The organism is Virgisporangium ochraceum, from assembly GCF_016863655.1.
Classification (GTDB): domain Bacteria; phylum Actinomycetota; class Actinomycetes; order Mycobacteriales; family Micromonosporaceae; genus Virgisporangium; species Virgisporangium ochraceum.
The window spans coordinates 48048-64137 of record NZ_BOPH01000072.1; the positions used below are offsets into that span (position 1 = coordinate 48048).

A 16090-nucleotide genomic window follows, 5' to 3' on the forward strand; every position below is an offset into this window, starting at 1 on the left:
TTCATCCGCGGGCCTTAGCGTCGGCCCATGACGCAGGCCACCGCCAGGACCCGTGGCGGGCCCGGGGACAGCACGCGTAGCGGGCCCGACGACGACTACGACGACCCGTTGATGATGCCGGTCAGCCGCACCATCGACTGGGACGCCGTGCACCGGCTGAGCCAGGCCGCCGAGCAGCGGGGTCCCATCGCCGTGATCCGCCGCAGCGCGACGGTCCGGCGCGGCACACGGCTCATCAAGTTCCTCACCGCCGACCAGCTGGCCGGGCTGCTGCACGGCTGGCTGATCGGCGGCTTCTGCTACCGCGTGCGCGACGTCGCGCACCTGCGCACCCCGGCCGACCTCGCGGTGCTGACCGGCCAGCACGACGCCGACGTCACCTACGCGGTGCGGTGGCGGGCCGTCGACGCGTCGGACTACGAGGTGCCGCTGACCACCACCTACGGCGGGCTGGTGTCGATGCCGTCGCACGACCGGGTGGGCCCGCCGGTGATCGGCTCCGGGTTCGCGCCCGCGGAGCGCCACATCATCCCCGAGTTCGTCACCGCCGACCTGGCCGACCTGCCGGTGCCGGCCGGCGCGTCGCTCGTCGCCTTCACACCCGACGGCACCGAGGTGGTGCTCTACCGCTACCTGCCCGAGCAGCGCTCGTGGGTGCGGATGCACGGTCCACAGTGGAGGTTCCTGACCGGCAACCTCCACTTCCCCGGTGGCGGCGGACCGGTTCCGGTGTACCAGGAGTACTTCCCGGTACCGGCCGGCTCCACCGCGTACGTCGGCACGCATCAGGGCCGCACGTTCGAGGCGATCGTCGACCCGCCAACCGACTTCCGGGTGGCGGCGAAGTTCCCCGCCGCCCGCTTCCCGCTCGACACGCTGGCCCGCCACCTGTCGTACGCGACGTGGCGCGGGTCACGGTGGACGGTGGTACGCGCCGAGCCGAACTGGCTACGGCTGCGCCTGTGCCGCCCCGACGCCGTCCAGGTGAGCACGGCCGGTGCGCACTGCGTCGAGCGCGGCCTCTACGAGGCGTGGGCACCGGCCGCCGAGGTCCACGTCGACGAGGTCACGGTCCCCTACGACCTCTGACTACACGTGGTGGATCTCCAGCCGGGGCCGGGTGGACCCGCCGAACCGGTCGGCCGACAGCGGTGTCACGTCGACCACCGGCTCGCGGCCGAGGTAGAGGTCGCGGATCACCTCGCCCACCGCCGGCCCCTGGAGGAAGCCGTGACCGGAGAAGCCGGTGGCGTACAGGAACCGGCCCGGCCCGGCGGCCTCGCCGATCAGCGCGTTGTGGTCGGGCGTCACCTCGTACAGTCCGGCCCAGCCGCCGGTGACGCCGGCGTCGAGCACGGCCGGCGCGCGCGCCGCGATCGCCTCGGTGAGCCGCGGCAGCCAGGCGTCGGACCGGTCGAGCCGGAACCCCGGCTCCTCGTCGGGATCGGACATTCCGAGCAGCAGCCCGCGGCCCTCGCGGTGGAAGTAGAACGTCGTGGTGAAGTCGATCGTCATCGGGATCTCGTGGTCGTCGGGCACGCCCGGCGCGCGGTCGGTCACCAGGATCTGCCGCCGGTACGGCACCACGGGCAGGTCGACACCCACCATCGCGCCCACCGCGGCCGACCACGCACCGGCCGCACACACGACCGTCGGCGCTGACACCGGTCCCAGATTCGTGACCACCGACCGGATCTCGCCACCGACGACCTCGACCCCGACGACCTCGCACCCGGTGACCACCCGGGCGCCGTGCCGGCGCGCACCGGCCGCGTAGCCCAGCACGACCGACTCCGGCGTGCAGTGCCCGTCGTCGGGCGAGTAGACGGCGGCGAGCAGCCCGTCGGGCACGATGAGCGGTGACAGCCGGCGCGCCTCCGCGACGCTGATCATCCGGCTCGGGACGCCGAGCGCGTTCTGCACCGCGACGCTCCGCTCGAACGCCGCCACCTCGTCCTCCCGCGAGAGCAGGAAGAGATAGCCGACGCGGCGCAGGTCGATCTCCTGGCCGGGACGCGTGCCGAACACGGCGAACGCTTCCAGGCTGCGCGCGCCGAGGCCGATGTTCACCTCGTCGGAGAACTGCGCCCGCACCCCGCCCGCCGCCTTGCTGGTGGACCCGGACGCGAGCGCGTCGCGTTCGAGCAGCAGCACGTCGGGCACCCCCGCCTCGGCGAGATGAAACGCGACGCTCGCGCCGACGACACCGCCACCGATGACCACGACGCCGGCCCGCTCCGGCAGAACACCACTCACGATCACCACGGTACGCACACCGCGGGCCACCAGGACGGATCCACGGCGAGGCCGTTCTGATACACATCCCGGCCTAAATCACAGACGGGTATCTGCGCCCCGCGACGCGGCTCCGAACTGGGCGGTAGGACACATTGGCGGAGGCGCACATGGACTACTACTCGGTGATCTCACGATTCGACCCACAACGGCACGAGTTCTACCGGTACGAGTTCCGGTGGCCGGCACGGCTGTACCACACGGTGCGGCTGCTGATCGTGGCGCACGGCCGGCCCGAACTCGGCCGGGTGCTCGAAGCCGTCACCACGGAGCTTCCGTACCACATCTCGATCGACATCACGACCGCCCGGCACGCGTCGTCGCGGGGCCCGGCCGGCACCGACCTGACCGGGTTCCGTTTCACCACACCGGATCTGGTCGACTACGACCAGGTCTGGCTGGTGACCACGGGCGGCGCACCCGACCTCGCGCCCGGTGAGCTCACCGCGCTATGGGCGTTCATGCAGGGCGGCGGAGGGGTGTTCGCCACCGGCGACGGCGCAGGCCTGTACCGCCGGATCCCGCGGGTACGCGGCATGCGGAACTGGTCGCGGTCCAGCGGCGCGGGCGCGGTGCCGAACAGCCCGGTGGTCGTCAAGCCGGTGCACCAGCCGGTCGGGTGGCCCACGCTGGGCCGGCCGGACTCGGCGCCGCACCCGGTGATGTGCGGCCGCGACGGTCCCATCACGGTGCTGCCGCAGCCGTCGACGCGCGGCCGGGTCGAGCCCGCCGCCGCGATCGACCTCACCGCCGGTGTCGACGTCGAGGGCACGGTGGTCGAGGAGTTCCCCGACGACACCGCACCGACCGTCATCGCGGTGGGCGCCGGTGCCGACGACGACGACGAATTCAACCTGGTCAGCGCCTATGACGGGCACCGCGCCGGCGTCGGCCGCATCGTCGTCGACGCCACCGGCCACCACGTGTTCGCCGCGACCGTCGAGCAGTTGGCGGGCCCGCACGACGCCGTGCGGGCCGTCATCTCGGCCAACGGCACGCCGAGCGTCGAGCAGGTCTCGCTGGCCGACCACTGGCGGCAGATCAAGGACTACTTCCAGAACGTCGCCATCTGGCTCGGCCGCGCCGGTTCACACGACCGCGTGCGCCGGCTCGGCCTGCTGCTGGCCGCCAACCACGTCGACGCGCTCATGACGTGGCAGCCGCAGCCGATCGACGACCCGGCCAGGCGGCTGCCGTACCTGCGGGAGCTGGGCACCCGCGCGCAGGACGCGTTGCACCGCTTCGCTCCGCAGCGCCAGCGCATCGACGTCACCGCCGACCTGCTCCACCAGCTGCGCATGGACGACCTCGCCACCCGGTGGCGGCTGCGGCTGGTCGACTACCGGCTGGTGGAGCAGGTCGCCCTCGGCGGCGCCGTCGACGCCCTGCACCGCGCTGTCTCCGAACGCGACTACGCCGACCTGCCCGGCGTGCGGCTCGACGCGATCGTGCGCGGCGGTGCCGCGGCCGCCCTGGGCGAGCTCACCGCGGAGCTGCGGGCGGCCGTCGACATGCTCGGCACGTTGCTGGTGAAGGGCGACGAACCGCCCGACCCCCGGCACGTCGTCCACAGTGGACACTGCGTGGGCTGAGCCTCACTTCCACGCGGCCAGCACCAGGTTGTGCCCGGTGTCGGCCACGAGGCGCGCGCCGGGCGGCGGGTCCGCCTGGGTGGAACCTGGTCCGACCGGTACGAGGAGTGGGGCGTGTTCATGTCCGACGACCGCCCGGTCCCCTGGCCGAGGTCCACCTGCGGCTGCGCGTGACCGGCCCCGAATCGATGCGCACTCGTAACAACGTTTGCCGCGCGGCAAATATGGCGTGAGGGCGGTCGCCGGGGGAGGATATGTCCGTGACTCTGAGTGTTTCGACCCGATCGGTCGACGGCTCCACGGTGGTGGCTGTCACCGGAGACGTCGACATCAGCACGTCGCCCGAGCTGCGCTCCGCGCTGGCCGACGCCACCGGAAGCGGCGCCGCCGCCGTCGTGGTCGACCTGAGCGAGGTGTCGTTCGTCGACTCCACCGCGCTCGGCGTGCTCGTCGGCGCCTTCACCACGCTGCGCAACAACGGCGGCCGGTTCGCGCTGGCCGCCGACCACGAGGCGGTGCTGAAGGTGCTGCGCATCACCGCCCTGCACGACGTCCTCGGCGTCCACCCGACGGTCGACGAGGCCGTCGCGGCCGTCACCCGGTAGACGACGCGGGCTCGCCCCGCTCGAACGCGAGATCGGCGACCACCGCGTAGTGGTCGGACGGGTACACGCCGTCGACGGGTGCGCCGGCCAGCTCCGCCCGCTCGACCCGCAGCGGTGCGTCCGGGCGGCCCGGTCGGGCGATCACGTAGTCGATGCGCTGGTCGAACTGCCACGGTCCGGCCGACGCGAACGGGTTCGTGGTGCTCATCGTCCGGCCGTCGCCGGTGCCGGCCGCGGCCCACGCGTCGACGGCGGTGCGGGTCAGCTCGACCAGCTCGGGCCGGTCGGGCCCGACGTTGAAGTCGCCGAGCAGCAGCACCGGCAGATCCCCGTCGCGGGACGGGTCGTGCAGCAGACGGCCCAGCTCCCGGAGCTGCGCCCTCCGGGGTCCGTCCGAACCGGGCTCCCAGTCCAGGCACGACACCAGCACCGGCAGCGGGCCGGCCGGGTGCTCGACGACCGCGGCGATCGTCACGATCTCCTCGGCCCGGTGCCCGGAAGGCATCCGGTGCAGGTCGACCGCGGCGACCGGCCACCGGCTCAGCAGCCCGACCCCGACCTCGCCGTCGGCGCCGTCGGGCGGGGCCGGCAGCGACGGAGCGGCGAACACGGCGTGCATCCCGAGCGCGTCGGCGAGCCTCCGGGCGTCGTTGGCGTCCGGCCCCGTACCCCAGACCTCCTGGAGTCCGACGACGTCGGGTCCGGCCGCGGCGATCGTCGCCAGGACGGCGTCGTACCGCTCCCGCCACCGGTCGCCGAAGCGCCACCAGATGTTCCAGGTCATGACCCGCATAGAACCCTCCTACCCGCTTGCCGGCGGATGGCACCATCACCCCGTGCGAGTGGGGGCCTTACGACGCGCCGTGGTCATCGCCGCGGCGGTGGGTGCGGCGTTGACCGGCGTCGGCTGCGTGGGTGGCAACATCTTCGGCGCCAACCCGGGCGACGGCGGGTGCGGGTTCGCGCCCGACGGGCTGGTCGCCGACGACCTCACCGGTACGTGGGAAGGCCGGTGGGCCACGTTCACGTTGGCGGCCGGCGGGGTGGCGACCGGAATCGAGGAGTTCCTGCCGACGTCGCAGTCGCCGTCCGCGTCCACCCGGCCCGGCCGGACGCAGGCGAGCCCGACTCCTGGCCGGACGCAGGCGAGCCCGTCCCCCGCGACGGTCACCGCCCGGTGGACCCTCGAGATCGTGAACGACCGCGCCGACCTGACCCTCACCGGGGCCGTTCAGGCCACGTTCATGGTGAGCGGCACCCGCGAAGAGCCGTGGCTGTACGTGTTCGGCGAGGGCGACCCCGACAGCTGCAACATCGTGAGGTACGACCGCACCGCCCGGTAACGTGAGGCCGATGACAGCCGAGCCGTGGTGGAAGTCCGCCGTCGTCTACCAGATCTACCCGCGCAGCTTCGCCGACTCCAACGGCGACGGCATCGGCGACCTCCCCGGCATCATCGGCCGGCTCGACTACCTGGCCGACCTCGGCGTCGACGTGCTGTGGCTGTCGCCGGTCTACCCCTCGCCGCAGGACGACAACGGCTACGACATCAGCGACTACCAGAACATCGACCCGGTGTTCGGCACCCTCGACGACTTCGACCGGCTGGTCGCGGAGGCCCACCGGCGCGGACTCAAGATCGTCATGGACCTCGTGGTCAACCACACGTCCGACGAGCACCCGTGGTTCGTCGAGTCGCGCAGCGGAAAGGACAACCCGAAGCGGGACTGGTACTGGTGGCGCCCGCCGCGCGACGGCATGAAGGGCGGCGACCCCGGCGCGGAGCCGACCAACTGGCGGTCGTTCTTCTCCGGTTCCACGTGGGAGTACGACGGGAAGACCGACGAGTACTACCTGCACCTGTTCTCCCGCAGGCAGCCCGACCTCAACTGGGAGAACCCCGAGGTGCGGCAGGCGGTGTACGCGATGATGCGGTGGTGGGTCGACCGCGGCGTCGACGGCTTCCGCATGGACGTCATCAACATGATCTCGAAGGACACGTCGCTGCCCGACGGCATCACGCTCGCCGGCCAGGCCCTCGGCGACGGCTTCCCGTACTTCATCAACGGCCCGCGCATCCACGAGTTCCTCAACGAGATGAACAGGGTCGTGTTTGACAGTCCACTGTTGACGGTCGGCGAGATGCCCGGTGTGACGCTCGAGCAGGCCGTCGAGTTCACCGCGCCCGACCGGCGCGAGGTCGACATGGTGTTCCAGTTCGAGCACGTCGGCCTCGACCAGGGCGCCAGCAAGTGGGACATCCGGCCGTTCCGGCTGCGTGACCTCAAGGCGTCGTTCGGACGCTGGCAGGCCGGCCTCGCCGACGTGGGCTGGAACAGCCTCTACTGGAACAACCACGACCAGCCGCGCGTGGTGTCGCGGTTCGGCGACGACTCCCCCGAGCACCGGGTGCACGCGGCCACGATGCTCGGCACCGTGCTGCACCTGCACCGCGGAACGCCCTACGTGTACCAGGGCGAGGAGCTCGGCATGACCAACGTGCCGTTCGACGGCATCGAGGACTTCAGGGACATCGAGTCGCTCAACTACTACGCCGAGGCGACGGCCGCCGGCGAGGATCCGGCCGCTGTGCTGGTCTCGTTGCGGAAGATGGGCCGGGACAACGCGCGTACGCCGATGCAGTGGGACGATTCGCCGAACGCCGGTTTCACCACGGGAACGCCGTGGCTGGCGGTGAACCCCAACTACCGGGAGGTCAACGCAGCGCCGGGAAACCCGGTCTTCGACTACTACAAGCGGCTGATCGCGCTGCGGCACACCGAACCCGTGGTGGCGCACGGCGACTTCACGATGCTGCTGCCCGACGACGAGAAGGTGTACGCGTTCACCCGCCGCCTCGGCGACGTGGAACTGCTCGTGCTGGGCAACTTCTCCGGCGACACCGTACCGACCGGCCTCGAGGGCGGCGACCTCGTTCTCGCCAACTACCCGGCCGACGACGTCGACCCGATCGTGTTGCGCCCCTGGGAGGCGCGCGTCTACCGTTCGCCCAAATAGAGAGGCAGAGCATGACCGAGGTCGTACACCTGCGCACTCCCGGAGTGTGCAGCCTCCTGCTGGACTGCTCGGGCCCGGCTCTGCCGCGCGTCCTCCACTGGGGTGCCGACCTCGGCGAGCTCCCGACGGCCGCGCTCGACGCGATCTCCGTGGCGTCGACGCCCGACATCGTGCACGCCGCGCTCGACGCGCCGGTGGTGCTCAGCGTGCTGCCGGAGCAGTCCGGTGGCTGGCTCGGCACGCCCGGCCTCACCGGGCACCGCGACGGCCGGCACTTCTCGACCAGGTTCGAGGTGTCCACTGTGGACGTCAGCGGCGGCGCCGTCGTGGTCGAGGCCCGCGACGCGGCCGCCGGCCTCGACGTCACGTACCGGGTCGAGCTGACGGGCGCGGGCCTGGTCCGGCACCGGGCGTCCGTCGTCAACCGGGGTGACGGCGTGTGGACCCTCGACGGTCTGCTCCTGGCCCTGCCCGTGCCCTCGCGGGCGACCGAGCTGCTCGACTTCACCGGCCGGCACCTGCGCGAGCGCAGCCCGCAGCGGTCGCAGCTGACGTTCGGCACGCACCTGCGTGAGAACCGGCGCGGCAGAACGGGTTTCGACGCCGCCACCGTGCTCGTCGCCGGCACGCCGGGCTTCTCGTTCGGCGCCGGCGAGGTGTGGGGCGTCCACGTGGCGTGGAGCGGCAACCACCGCACGCTCGCCGAGCGCCACACGACCGGACAGTCCATTGTGGGCGGTGGCGAGCTGCTGCTGCCGGGCGAGGTACGGCTGGCGCCCGGGGAGTCCTACGGATCGCCGTGGGTGTACGGGGCCTACGGCACCGGGCTCGACGCGCTCGCCGCGCGGTTCCACCGTTACCTGCGCGGCCGGCCGCAGCACCCGCGGTCGCCGCGGCCGGTGACGCTGAACACGTGGGAGGCTGTCTACTTCGACCACGACCTCGCGACGCTGACCGGGCTCGCCGACGTGGCCGCCGAGGTGGGCGTGGAGCGGTTCGTGCTCGACGACGGCTGGTTCCACGGCCGCCGCGACGACACGTCGAGCCTCGGCGACTGGCACGTCGACGCGACCGTGTGGCCCGACGGGCTGGGCCCGCTCGTCGACCACGTGCGCGGCCTCGGCATGCAGTTCGGGCTGTGGTTCGAGCCCGAGATGATCAATCCGGACTCCGACCTGGCCCGCGCCCACCCCGACTGGATCCTCGCCGTCGACGGGCGGATGCCGCCGGTCAAGCGCTCGCAGCAGGTGCTGAACCTCGGCCACCCGCCCGCGTTCGACCACGTGCTGGAGCGGATCGACAGCATCCTGAACGACTACGACATCGGCTACATCAAGTGGGACCACAACCGCGACCTCATCGACGCCGGCGGCGTCCACGGTGCGGCCGGCGTGCACGAGCAGACGCTCGCCGTCTACCGGATGTTCGCCACGTTGAAGGAGCGCCACCCCGGGCTGGAGATCGAGTCGTGCTCGTCCGGCGGCGCCCGGATCGACCTCGCCGTGCTCGAACACACCGACCGCGTGTGGACCAGCGACTGCATCGACGCCCTGGAACGGCAGCAGATCCAGCGCTGGACCGGGCAGCTGCTGCCACCGGAGCTGCTGGGCGCCCACGTCGGCAGCCCGGTGTCCCACTCGACCGGCCGCTCCCACTCACTCGACTTCCAGGCCGGTACCGCGCTGTTCGGTCACTTCGGCATCGAGTGGGACGTGGCGACCACCTCCCCGGAGCAGCGCACCCGGCTGGCCGGGTGGGTCGCCCTCTACAAGCGGCTGCGGCCGTTGCTGCACTCCGGTTCCGTGGTGCGCGGCGACCATCCGGACCCGGCGGTGTGGGTCCACGGCGTGGTGGCAGAGGACCGCGGCCACGCGGTGTACGCGGTGGTCCAGCTGGCGACCAGCGTGCACGCGTCGAGCGGCCTGGTACACCTTCCCGGCCTCGACCCGGACGCCACGTACGAGGTGAAGCCGCTGCCACCGGGCGACGTCCTCGGCCGCCGCAACCCCGGCCCGCCGTGGTGGCGGACGGGCACCACCCTGCCCGGCCGGGTCCTGGCGGCGGTGGGCCTCCAGGCACCGACGCTCAACCCTGAGACGCTGGTCCTCCTGGAGGCCCGCCGCACGTAACTCAGCTCACCAGTTCTTGTTGGCAAGCTCCTGGTGCACCGCGTTGATCTTCTGGAACGACTTCGGCTCGGTCCTGGTGGCCGTGGGGCCGGCCGACCGGGCCGCCGCCGCGCCTGCCAGGCCCAGGGCCGGCTTGGTCGGCGTGTACAGCCACGTGGTGAACACCGCGTCCAGGTCCCGGCCCGAGATCGCCTCGGCCAGGGCCTGCAGCTGCGCGATGTTGCCGTTGCCGTCCTTGCGGGCCGACGTCCACGCCTTCAGCAGCGCGAAGAACGCGTTGTCGCCCATCGCCAGGCGGATCTGGTGCACCGCCATCGCACCGCGGTCGTAGACGGCCGGGTGGAAGATGTTCGGCGGACCGGGGTCGCCGGGCTTGACCGTCCAGAACGAGGACGTGACCGGGTAGAGGTTGTAGTAGAACTCGAACAGCTCGTCGGCCGTGCCCTCGCCGGTGTACTCCGACCACAGCCACTCGGCGTAGCTGGCGAAGCCCTCGTTCAACCAGATGTCCTGCCAGGTGTCGACGGCCACCGAGTCACCGAACCACTGGTGGGCGTTCTCGTGCACCACCACGTACGGGTCGGACCCGCGGCGGAAGAACTCGGCCGCGTACGTCGACCGGGTCTGGTTCTCCAGCGCGAACCCGATCGTCGACGGCGCCACCGCGACGCCGCCCATGGCCTCGAACGGGTACGGCCCGAAGATGCCCTCGGCCCACTCGACCACCTCGGAGGTGCGCTCGATGCTCGCCCGCGCCGAGGTGGCGTACTCGGCCAGGTTCTCCGAGTAGGCGTTGATCACCGGCAGCCCGTTGGGCGCGGTGTCCGTGACGATCTCGTACTGGCCGATCGCCATGAACGCCAGATAGGAGGCCATCGGCCGGGTCGAGCGCCAGCTCCACCGGGTCCAGCCGGGGATCTCGGCGCGCGGCGCACGCGGCATGACGCCGTTGCTCAGCACCTCGACGCCGTCGGGGACGAGCACGGAGATGTCGTGGGTGGCCTTGTCGCGCGGGTGGTCGTTGCTCGGGTACCACCACCAGGCGATCTCGGGCTGACCGATGGCGAGCGCGCCGTCGGACGTCTTGGTCCACGCCGTGTAGCCGGCGGCCACGACCTCGCTCGGCACGCCCTCGTACTGCACGACGATCGTCAGGAACTGGTTGCGCGAGATCGGCCGCGGCGCGGTGACGACCACCTCGTGGTCACCCTGCCGCGCGTACGTGGCGGTCCAGCCGTTGACCTTGATCGACGTCACGTTGAGCGCGAAGTCGAGGTTGAACGACGACAGGTCCTGAGACGCTCGGGCCAGGATCGTCGTCGTGCCGGTGAGCACGTCGGCGCCCGGGTGGTAGCGGACCCGGATGTCGTAGTGCGAGACGTCGTACCCGCCGTTGCCGTAGTCCGGGAAGTACGGGTCGCCGATGCCCGGCGCCCCCGGAGCCGCGGCCGCCTGTGCCGGCGCACCCGTGAGTGCCACCGCCAGGGCCACGGTCACCGCCAGAAATGCACGTCGCAAAGAAACCCCTCCATCGACGTATGGCGCACTATCGATAACGGCGTAACGGTATCGACCGGGCAGGAACAGGGCACGCCGGAACCGAGGGGGCGCGGGTCGGATCGAGGGTGGGATTTCGGGGAAGGGTGAATGATGGCTCCATGGAGGATCTCGCTCCCCGCCCGGAGACCCTGGAGCCGATCGAACGCGCGCCCGTCGACCAGCTCCGCGAGCTGCAGCTGGAGCGGCTGCGCCGGTCACTGCGGCACGCCTACGACAACGTGCCCCATTACCGCCGGGCGTTCGATGCCGCTCACGTGCGTCCCGAAGATCTTGAAAGCCTCGACGACCTGAGGAACTTCCCGTTCACCGGCAAGGACGACCTGCGCCGGAACTACCCGTTCGGCATGTTCGCCGTCCCCCGGGAGCAGATCGCCCGGGTGCACGCGTCGTCGGGCACCACCGGCCGGCCGACCGTCGTCGGCTACACCCGCGACGACCTCCGCACGTGGTCGCGGTTGATGGCGCGCTCGATCCGCGCGTCGGGCGGAAAGCCGGGTGACGTGGTGCACGTCGCCTACGGGTACGGCCTGTTCACCGGCGGGCTCGGCGCCCACTACGGCGCCGAGGAGCTGGGCTGCACGGTGGTGCCCGTGTCGGGCGGCATGACCGAGCGGCAGGTCCTGCTGATCAACGACTTCCGGCCCGACGTGATCATGGTGACCCCCAGCTACATGCTCGCGATCGTCGACGAGATGGAGCGCCAGGGCGTCGACCCGCGGGCGTCCTCGCTCAAGGTCGGCATCTTCGGCGCCGAACCGTGGACCGAGGACATGCGGCGCGAGCTCGAACAGCGCCTCGACATGCACGCGATCGACATCTACGGCCTGTCGGAGGTGATGGGACCCGGCGTCGCGAACGAATGCGTGGAGACCAAGGACGGCCTGCACATCTGGGAGGACCACTTCTACCCGGAGGTCATCGACCCGGTCACCGGCGACCCCGTGCCCGACGGTGAGCTGGGCGAACTGGTGTTCACGTCGCTGACCAAGCAGGCCATGCCCGTCGTCCGCTACCGCACCCGCGACCTCACCCGGCTGCTGCCCGGCACCGCGCGGCCGATGCGGCGCATGGAGAAGATCACGGGACGCGCCGACGACATGCTCATCGTGCGCGGTGTGAACCTGTTCCCCACCCAGATCGAGGAGCTGATCCTGCGCACGCCCGAGTTGTCACCGCACTTCCAGTGCGTGCTGACCCGCGAGGGCCGCCTCGACGACCTGACCGTGAAGGTGGAGCGCCGCCCCGACGCCTCCCCGGAAGCCGCCCGGGAGGCCGGAGACAGGCTCGCCCAGCGGGTGAAGAACACGATCGGGGTCACGATCGCCGTCGACGTGATCGAGCCCGAGCAGGTGGAGCGCTCGATGGGCAAGATGCGCCGGATCATCGACCAACGACGCGGGACCGCCCCCTGAACTCGGCCACGACCTCGTCGCCGCGCTTCACGGTGACGTCGTAGATGCCGCTGCGGCCGAACCGCGTGCGCTCCTGCGCGTACGCGGTGAGCACGTCGCCCTCGTGTGCCGGCCGCACGAACGTGATGTCCGCGCCGGCGGCCACGACTATTGCTGTCTTGTCGCCGAGAGAGGCGACGGCAGGCCCGTGGCTGTTGCAGGCGCAGGCGAACGCCGTATCGGCCAGCAGGAACACGAACCCGCCGTGGGCGATCGCGTGCCCGTTCACCATGCTCGCGGTCACCGGCATCCGGACCACCGCCCGGCCGTCACCCACCGACAGCAGCTCCATGCCGAGCCGCCTGGACGCCTCGTCTTCGTCGAACATGCGCACAAGCGCACTGTAAGGAACCCGCCGGCCGATGGTTGCGTACCACCCCGGTGATGGCTCGCCTGTGTGCCGCGCTCGCCGCGCCCGTCCTGGTCGCCGTCCTCACCGGCGCCCCGGCGCTGGCGCACGGCGCACCGACCACGCCGCTCAGCCGGTCGGCCGGCTGCCAGCCCGACGGCAAGTGGGCGAAGACCGCCGCCTGCAAGGCCGTGGTCGAGACCAGCGGCAAGGTCGACTGGGACAACCTGCGCCTGGCCAACGTCAACGGCAGGGACCGGCAGAAGGTGCCCGACGGCAAGCTGTGCAGCGCCGGCCTCAGCGGTTTCCGCGGCCTCGACCTGCCGCGCGCCGACTGGCCGACCACGTCGTTCGCGAGCGGCAGCCAGGTGACGTTCACGTACAAGGGCACGATCCCGCACCAGGGCACGTTCCGCTGGTACCTGACGAAGAACGGCTACGACCCCACGAAGCCGCTGCGCTGGGCCGACCTCGACGACGCGCCCTTCCTGACCGCGAAGGACCCGGCGCTCAAGGGCGGCAACTACACGATGACCGGCCGGCTGCCGGCCGGCCGCACCGGGCGGCACCTCATGTACACGGTGTGGCAGAACTCGAGCACGCCGGACACCTACTACTCCTGCGCCGACGTGGTGCTCACCGGCGGAGCACCGGCCCCGGCCAGCACCAGCGCGTCGGCGAAGGCGTCACCCACCGCGACCGCGACCGCGGCCGCCGCGCCGGTCACCGAGCCGAGCGCCTCCGAACCGGCGGTGGCCGACCTGCCGCGGGTCGAGCGGGTCAGCAACTCCAAGCACGTGCCGCTGCCGCTGGTCTTCTCGGCGGCCGCCGCGCTCGCGTTCGCCGCCGCCGCGCTGCTGTTCGTGCTCAGGCGCCGGCGCGTGTAGGAACCCGCAACCGCGTCCTGCCGTGGCGTTCGTCGTCGCGGGTGGGACCGGTCGGCGCCGAACTCCCCCACTGGCCGAACTCCCCCGGTGGCCGAACTCGCCCATTGGCCGAACTCCCCCATGGCCGCGACGAACGAAGTGTGAACCGTGGTGGTAGGAGTGATCAGAGCGGGCACGGTACGTCACGCTGGCGGGAACACAACGAAACATCAGGGGGTTAAGAAGGACCGTGGATCTTCACGCCGAGTACGAACGGGCCGAGCGCCTTCTCGACGCCGGCCAGCCGATCGAGGCCGCCGACGCCCTGGTGCCGGTGATCGCCGCCGAGCCCGAGAACGCCTCGGTGCGTCAGCTGCTGGCGCGGGCCTACTTCCACTCCGCCCAGCTGGGCCGGGCCGAGCAGCAGTTGCGCTGGCTCATCGAGCACGACCCGAGCGACCACTACGCCCAGTTCGTGCTGGGTCGCACGTTGGAGCGCCAGGGGCGTCCCGACCAGGCGCTGGCGCACCTGCGGCTGGCCGCTGTCATGCGTCCGATCGACGACTACACCGCGGCGCTGCGGCGCGTGGAGGCCGCCCGCGACGGCGGCCCGCGGGAACCGAACGGGTGACCTTGGGCCGCCACGGAGCTATGTGACCTTGCGTTACTACCCGGAGTAGCGCGCTGTCGACATAATGTGCCCGTGAACCGCCTCGCGCTCTCCGGCGCCCTGGCCATCGTCGTCGCCGGAACCGCCTCGGTGGTCCTGTGGCGCCGTAGCCACGAAGGGACGCCGCCCCAGTTCCAGACCGCGAGCGAGGCTCCGGTCGCGGCGTCCTCGGCGCCGCCGTCGTTCACCGGCTGGAGTGACCCGGCGAAGGTCGGCAAGCCGTACGGCGAGAAGGTGCCCGGGCTGCTCACGTTCCGGGGCAACCCGACGCGCACCTACTACGGCACGGGGCCCCTTCCGCGTTCGCAGCCTTCCGAGAAGTGGAAGTTCCCGCGCACCGGCTCGATGTGCTCGACCTCGGTCGACGAGAAGGGTCCGAGCCAGTGGTGCGGGTCGGGGTGGACCGGTCAGCCGGCGGTGTTCGAGCGCGAGGGGCGCACCTGGGTGGTGTTCGGCGCCTACGACCGCAAGGTCCACTTCCTCGACGCCGGGACCGGCGAGCAGATCCTCCCCGACTTCCCCACCGGCGACATCATCAAGGGCTCGGTGACCGTCGACCCCGACGGCTACCCGATCGTCTACACCGGCTCGCGCGACAACTACTACCGGGCGATCGCGATCGACCGGAACCCGCCGGTGGAGCTGTGGAAGCTGTCCGCCGACGCGGTCAAGCCCACCAAGTGGAACAACGACTGGGACGGCTCCGGTCTGGTCATCGACGACTACCTCTTCGAGGGCGGCGAGAACAGCCAGTTCCACATCGTGAAGCTCAACCGCGGCTACGACGCCAACGGCAAGGTGACGCTCGCGCCGCGGCTCGTGTTCAACACGCCCGGCTGGGACGACCAGTTGTTGAAGGACATCGGCCACGGCAACGTGTCCATCGAGAACTCCGTGGCGATCGTTCGCGACGTGGTCTACTTCGCCAACAGCGGCGGCCTCGTACAGGGCTGGGATCTGAGCGGGCTCAAGCAGGGCCGCGCGCCCACGCGCGTCTTCCGGTTCTGGACCGGCGACGACACCGACGCCACGATCGTCGCCGACGAGCAGGGCATGCTGTACGTCGGCTCCGAGTACGAGAAGCAGAGCGCCCGGTCCAAGGAGGTCGGGCAGATGATGAAGCTCGACCCGTCGAAGCCCGACAACCCGCTGGTCTGGAAGCTCGACGACCGTCCTCGCGTTCCCGCCGGGATCTGGGGAACGCCGGCGCTCTACAAGGACCTGGTCATCTTCGACACCACCGGCGGCGACGTGCACGGGATCGACCGGGCCACCGGCACCGTCCGCTGGACCCTCCGCCTGCCCAGCGGCCAGGTGTGGCAGTCACCCGTAGTGATCGACGGCGTCCTCGTCATCGGCGACTGCCTCGGCGACCTGCGCGCGTACGACGTCTCCGACACCGCGAAGCCGCCGGGTCCGCTGTGGACCCTGAAGGTGGGCGGCTGCATCGAGTCGACCCCGGCGGTCTGGAAGGGCCGGATGTACGTGGGCACCAGGGCCGGCGCCTTCCACGCGATCGCCGCCTGAGTCCGGCGGGCCGCCAGCTCACGCCGCC

The 16090-nt window shown here is 71.3% G+C and carries 14 protein-coding genes; 10 read left to right on the forward strand and 4 right to left on the reverse strand.

The window, feature by feature from the left end:
• Nucleotides 1-27: 27 nt before the first annotated feature.
• A complete protein-coding gene (locus Voc01_RS24640; protein ID WP_203929904.1) occupies nt 28-1089 on the forward strand; it encodes a hypothetical protein in 1062 nt (353 codons plus the stop codon).
• Here Voc01_RS24640 and Voc01_RS24645 read toward each other — a convergent pair whose 3' ends face one another.
• Entirely contained in the window at nt 1090-2256 is a 1167-nt protein-coding gene (locus tag Voc01_RS24645) for an NAD(P)/FAD-dependent oxidoreductase (protein ID WP_239160461.1), read from the reverse strand.
• A gap of 149 nt (nt 2257-2405) precedes the next feature.
• On the opposite strand from Voc01_RS24645, the gene Voc01_RS24650 reads away from it, so the two are divergent.
• Together Voc01_RS24650 and Voc01_RS24655 are read left to right on the forward strand one after the other, a co-directional pair.
• Entirely contained in the window at nt 2406-3887 is a 1482-nt protein-coding gene (locus Voc01_RS24650) for a hypothetical protein (protein WP_203929905.1), read from the forward strand.
• Between the two features lie 260 nt (nt 3888-4147).
• The gene (locus Voc01_RS24655; RefSeq protein ID WP_203929906.1) at nt 4148-4492 is read left to right on the forward strand and encodes an STAS domain-containing protein; all 345 of its coding nucleotides are present in this window, start codon (nt 4148-4150) and stop codon (nt 4490-4492) included.
• On the opposite strand, the gene Voc01_RS24660 is transcribed toward Voc01_RS24655, so the two are convergent.
• Nucleotides 4482-5285, reverse strand: a complete 804-nt coding sequence (locus Voc01_RS24660) for an endonuclease/exonuclease/phosphatase family protein (RefSeq protein WP_203929907.1) — start codon at nt 5283-5285, stop codon at nt 4482-4484. The genes Voc01_RS24655 and Voc01_RS24660 overlap by 11 nt on opposite strands.
• 43 nt (nt 5286-5328) lie before the next feature.
• Between Voc01_RS24660 and Voc01_RS24665 the strand changes: the two genes are divergently transcribed.
• The 3 genes from Voc01_RS24665 to Voc01_RS24675 are packed head-to-tail and all read left to right on the forward strand — an operon-like array spanning nt 5329 to nt 9639.
• The gene (locus tag Voc01_RS24665) at nt 5329-5835 is read left to right on the forward strand and encodes a hypothetical protein (protein ID WP_203929908.1); all 507 of its coding nucleotides are present in this window, start codon (nt 5329-5331) and stop codon (nt 5833-5835) included.
• Between the two features lie 10 nt (nt 5836-5845).
• Nucleotides 5846-7510: an alpha-glucosidase gene (locus Voc01_RS24670; RefSeq protein ID WP_203929909.1), complete on the forward strand. Its 1665-nt coding sequence runs from the start codon at nt 5846-5848 to the stop codon at nt 7508-7510.
• An 11-nt stretch (nt 7511-7521) separates the two neighbouring features.
• Nucleotides 7522-9639, forward strand: a complete 2118-nt coding sequence (locus tag Voc01_RS24675) for an alpha-galactosidase (protein ID WP_203929910.1) — start codon at nt 7522-7524, stop codon at nt 9637-9639.
• 6 nt (nt 9640-9645) lie between these two features.
• Here Voc01_RS24675 and Voc01_RS24680 read toward each other — a convergent pair whose 3' ends face one another.
• Complete coding sequence (locus Voc01_RS24680; RefSeq protein WP_239160462.1) at nt 9646-11136, reverse strand: M1 family metallopeptidase; 1491 nt, start codon at nt 11134-11136, stop codon at nt 9646-9648.
• Nucleotides 11137-11297: 161 nt separating this feature from the next.
• On the opposite strand from Voc01_RS24680, the gene paaK reads away from it, so the two are divergent.
• Nucleotides 11298-12611, forward strand: coding sequence for a phenylacetate--CoA ligase PaaK (gene paaK, locus Voc01_RS24685; protein WP_203929912.1), 1314 nt, complete (start codon nt 11298-11300; stop codon nt 12609-12611).
• Here paaK and paaI read toward each other — a convergent pair.
• Nucleotides 12580-12978, reverse strand: a complete 399-nt coding sequence (paaI, locus tag Voc01_RS24690) for a hydroxyphenylacetyl-CoA thioesterase PaaI (protein ID WP_203930016.1) — start codon at nt 12976-12978, stop codon at nt 12580-12582. The two genes, paaK and paaI, sit on opposite strands and share 32 nt — an antisense overlap.
• A gap of 56 nt (nt 12979-13034) precedes the next feature.
• Between paaI and Voc01_RS24695 the strand changes: the two genes are divergently transcribed.
• From Voc01_RS24695 to Voc01_RS24705, 3 genes are all read left to right on the forward strand, one after another.
• Nucleotides 13035-13886, forward strand: a complete 852-nt coding sequence (locus Voc01_RS24695; protein ID WP_203929913.1) for a lytic polysaccharide monooxygenase auxiliary activity family 9 protein — start codon at nt 13035-13037, stop codon at nt 13884-13886.
• Nucleotides 13887-14115: 229 nt separating this feature from the next.
• Nucleotides 14116-14496, forward strand: coding sequence for a tetratricopeptide repeat protein (locus Voc01_RS24700; RefSeq protein WP_203929914.1), 381 nt, complete (start codon nt 14116-14118; stop codon nt 14494-14496).
• A gap of 72 nt (nt 14497-14568) precedes the next feature.
• Entirely contained in the window at nt 14569-16062 is a 1494-nt protein-coding gene (locus Voc01_RS24705) for an outer membrane protein assembly factor BamB family protein (protein WP_203929915.1), read from the forward strand.
• Nucleotides 16063-16090: the final 28 nt, after the last annotated feature.

Coding starts and splice junctions, on each gene's coding strand:
- Voc01_RS24640 (WP_203929904.1), top strand. CDS start 28: ATGACGCAGGCCACCGCCAGGACCCGTGGCGGGCCCGGGGACAGCACG.
- Voc01_RS24650 (WP_203929905.1), top strand. CDS start 2,406: ATGGACTACTACTCGGTGATCTCACGATTCGACCCACAACGGCACGAG.
- Voc01_RS24660 (WP_203929907.1), bottom strand. CDS start 5,285: ATGCGGGTCATGACCTGGAACATCTGGTGGCGCTTCGGCGACCGGTGG.
- Voc01_RS24670 (WP_203929909.1), top strand. CDS start 5,846: ATGACAGCCGAGCCGTGGTGGAAGTCCGCCGTCGTCTACCAGATCTAC.
- Voc01_RS24675 (WP_203929910.1), top strand. CDS start 7,522: ATGACCGAGGTCGTACACCTGCGCACTCCCGGAGTGTGCAGCCTCCTG.
- paaK (WP_203929912.1), top strand. CDS start 11,298: ATGGAGGATCTCGCTCCCCGCCCGGAGACCCTGGAGCCGATCGAACGC.
- paaI (WP_203930016.1), bottom strand. CDS start 12,978: ATGTTCGACGAAGACGAGGCGTCCAGGCGGCTCGGCATGGAGCTGCTG.
- Voc01_RS24695 (WP_203929913.1), top strand. CDS start 13,035: ATGGCTCGCCTGTGTGCCGCGCTCGCCGCGCCCGTCCTGGTCGCCGTC.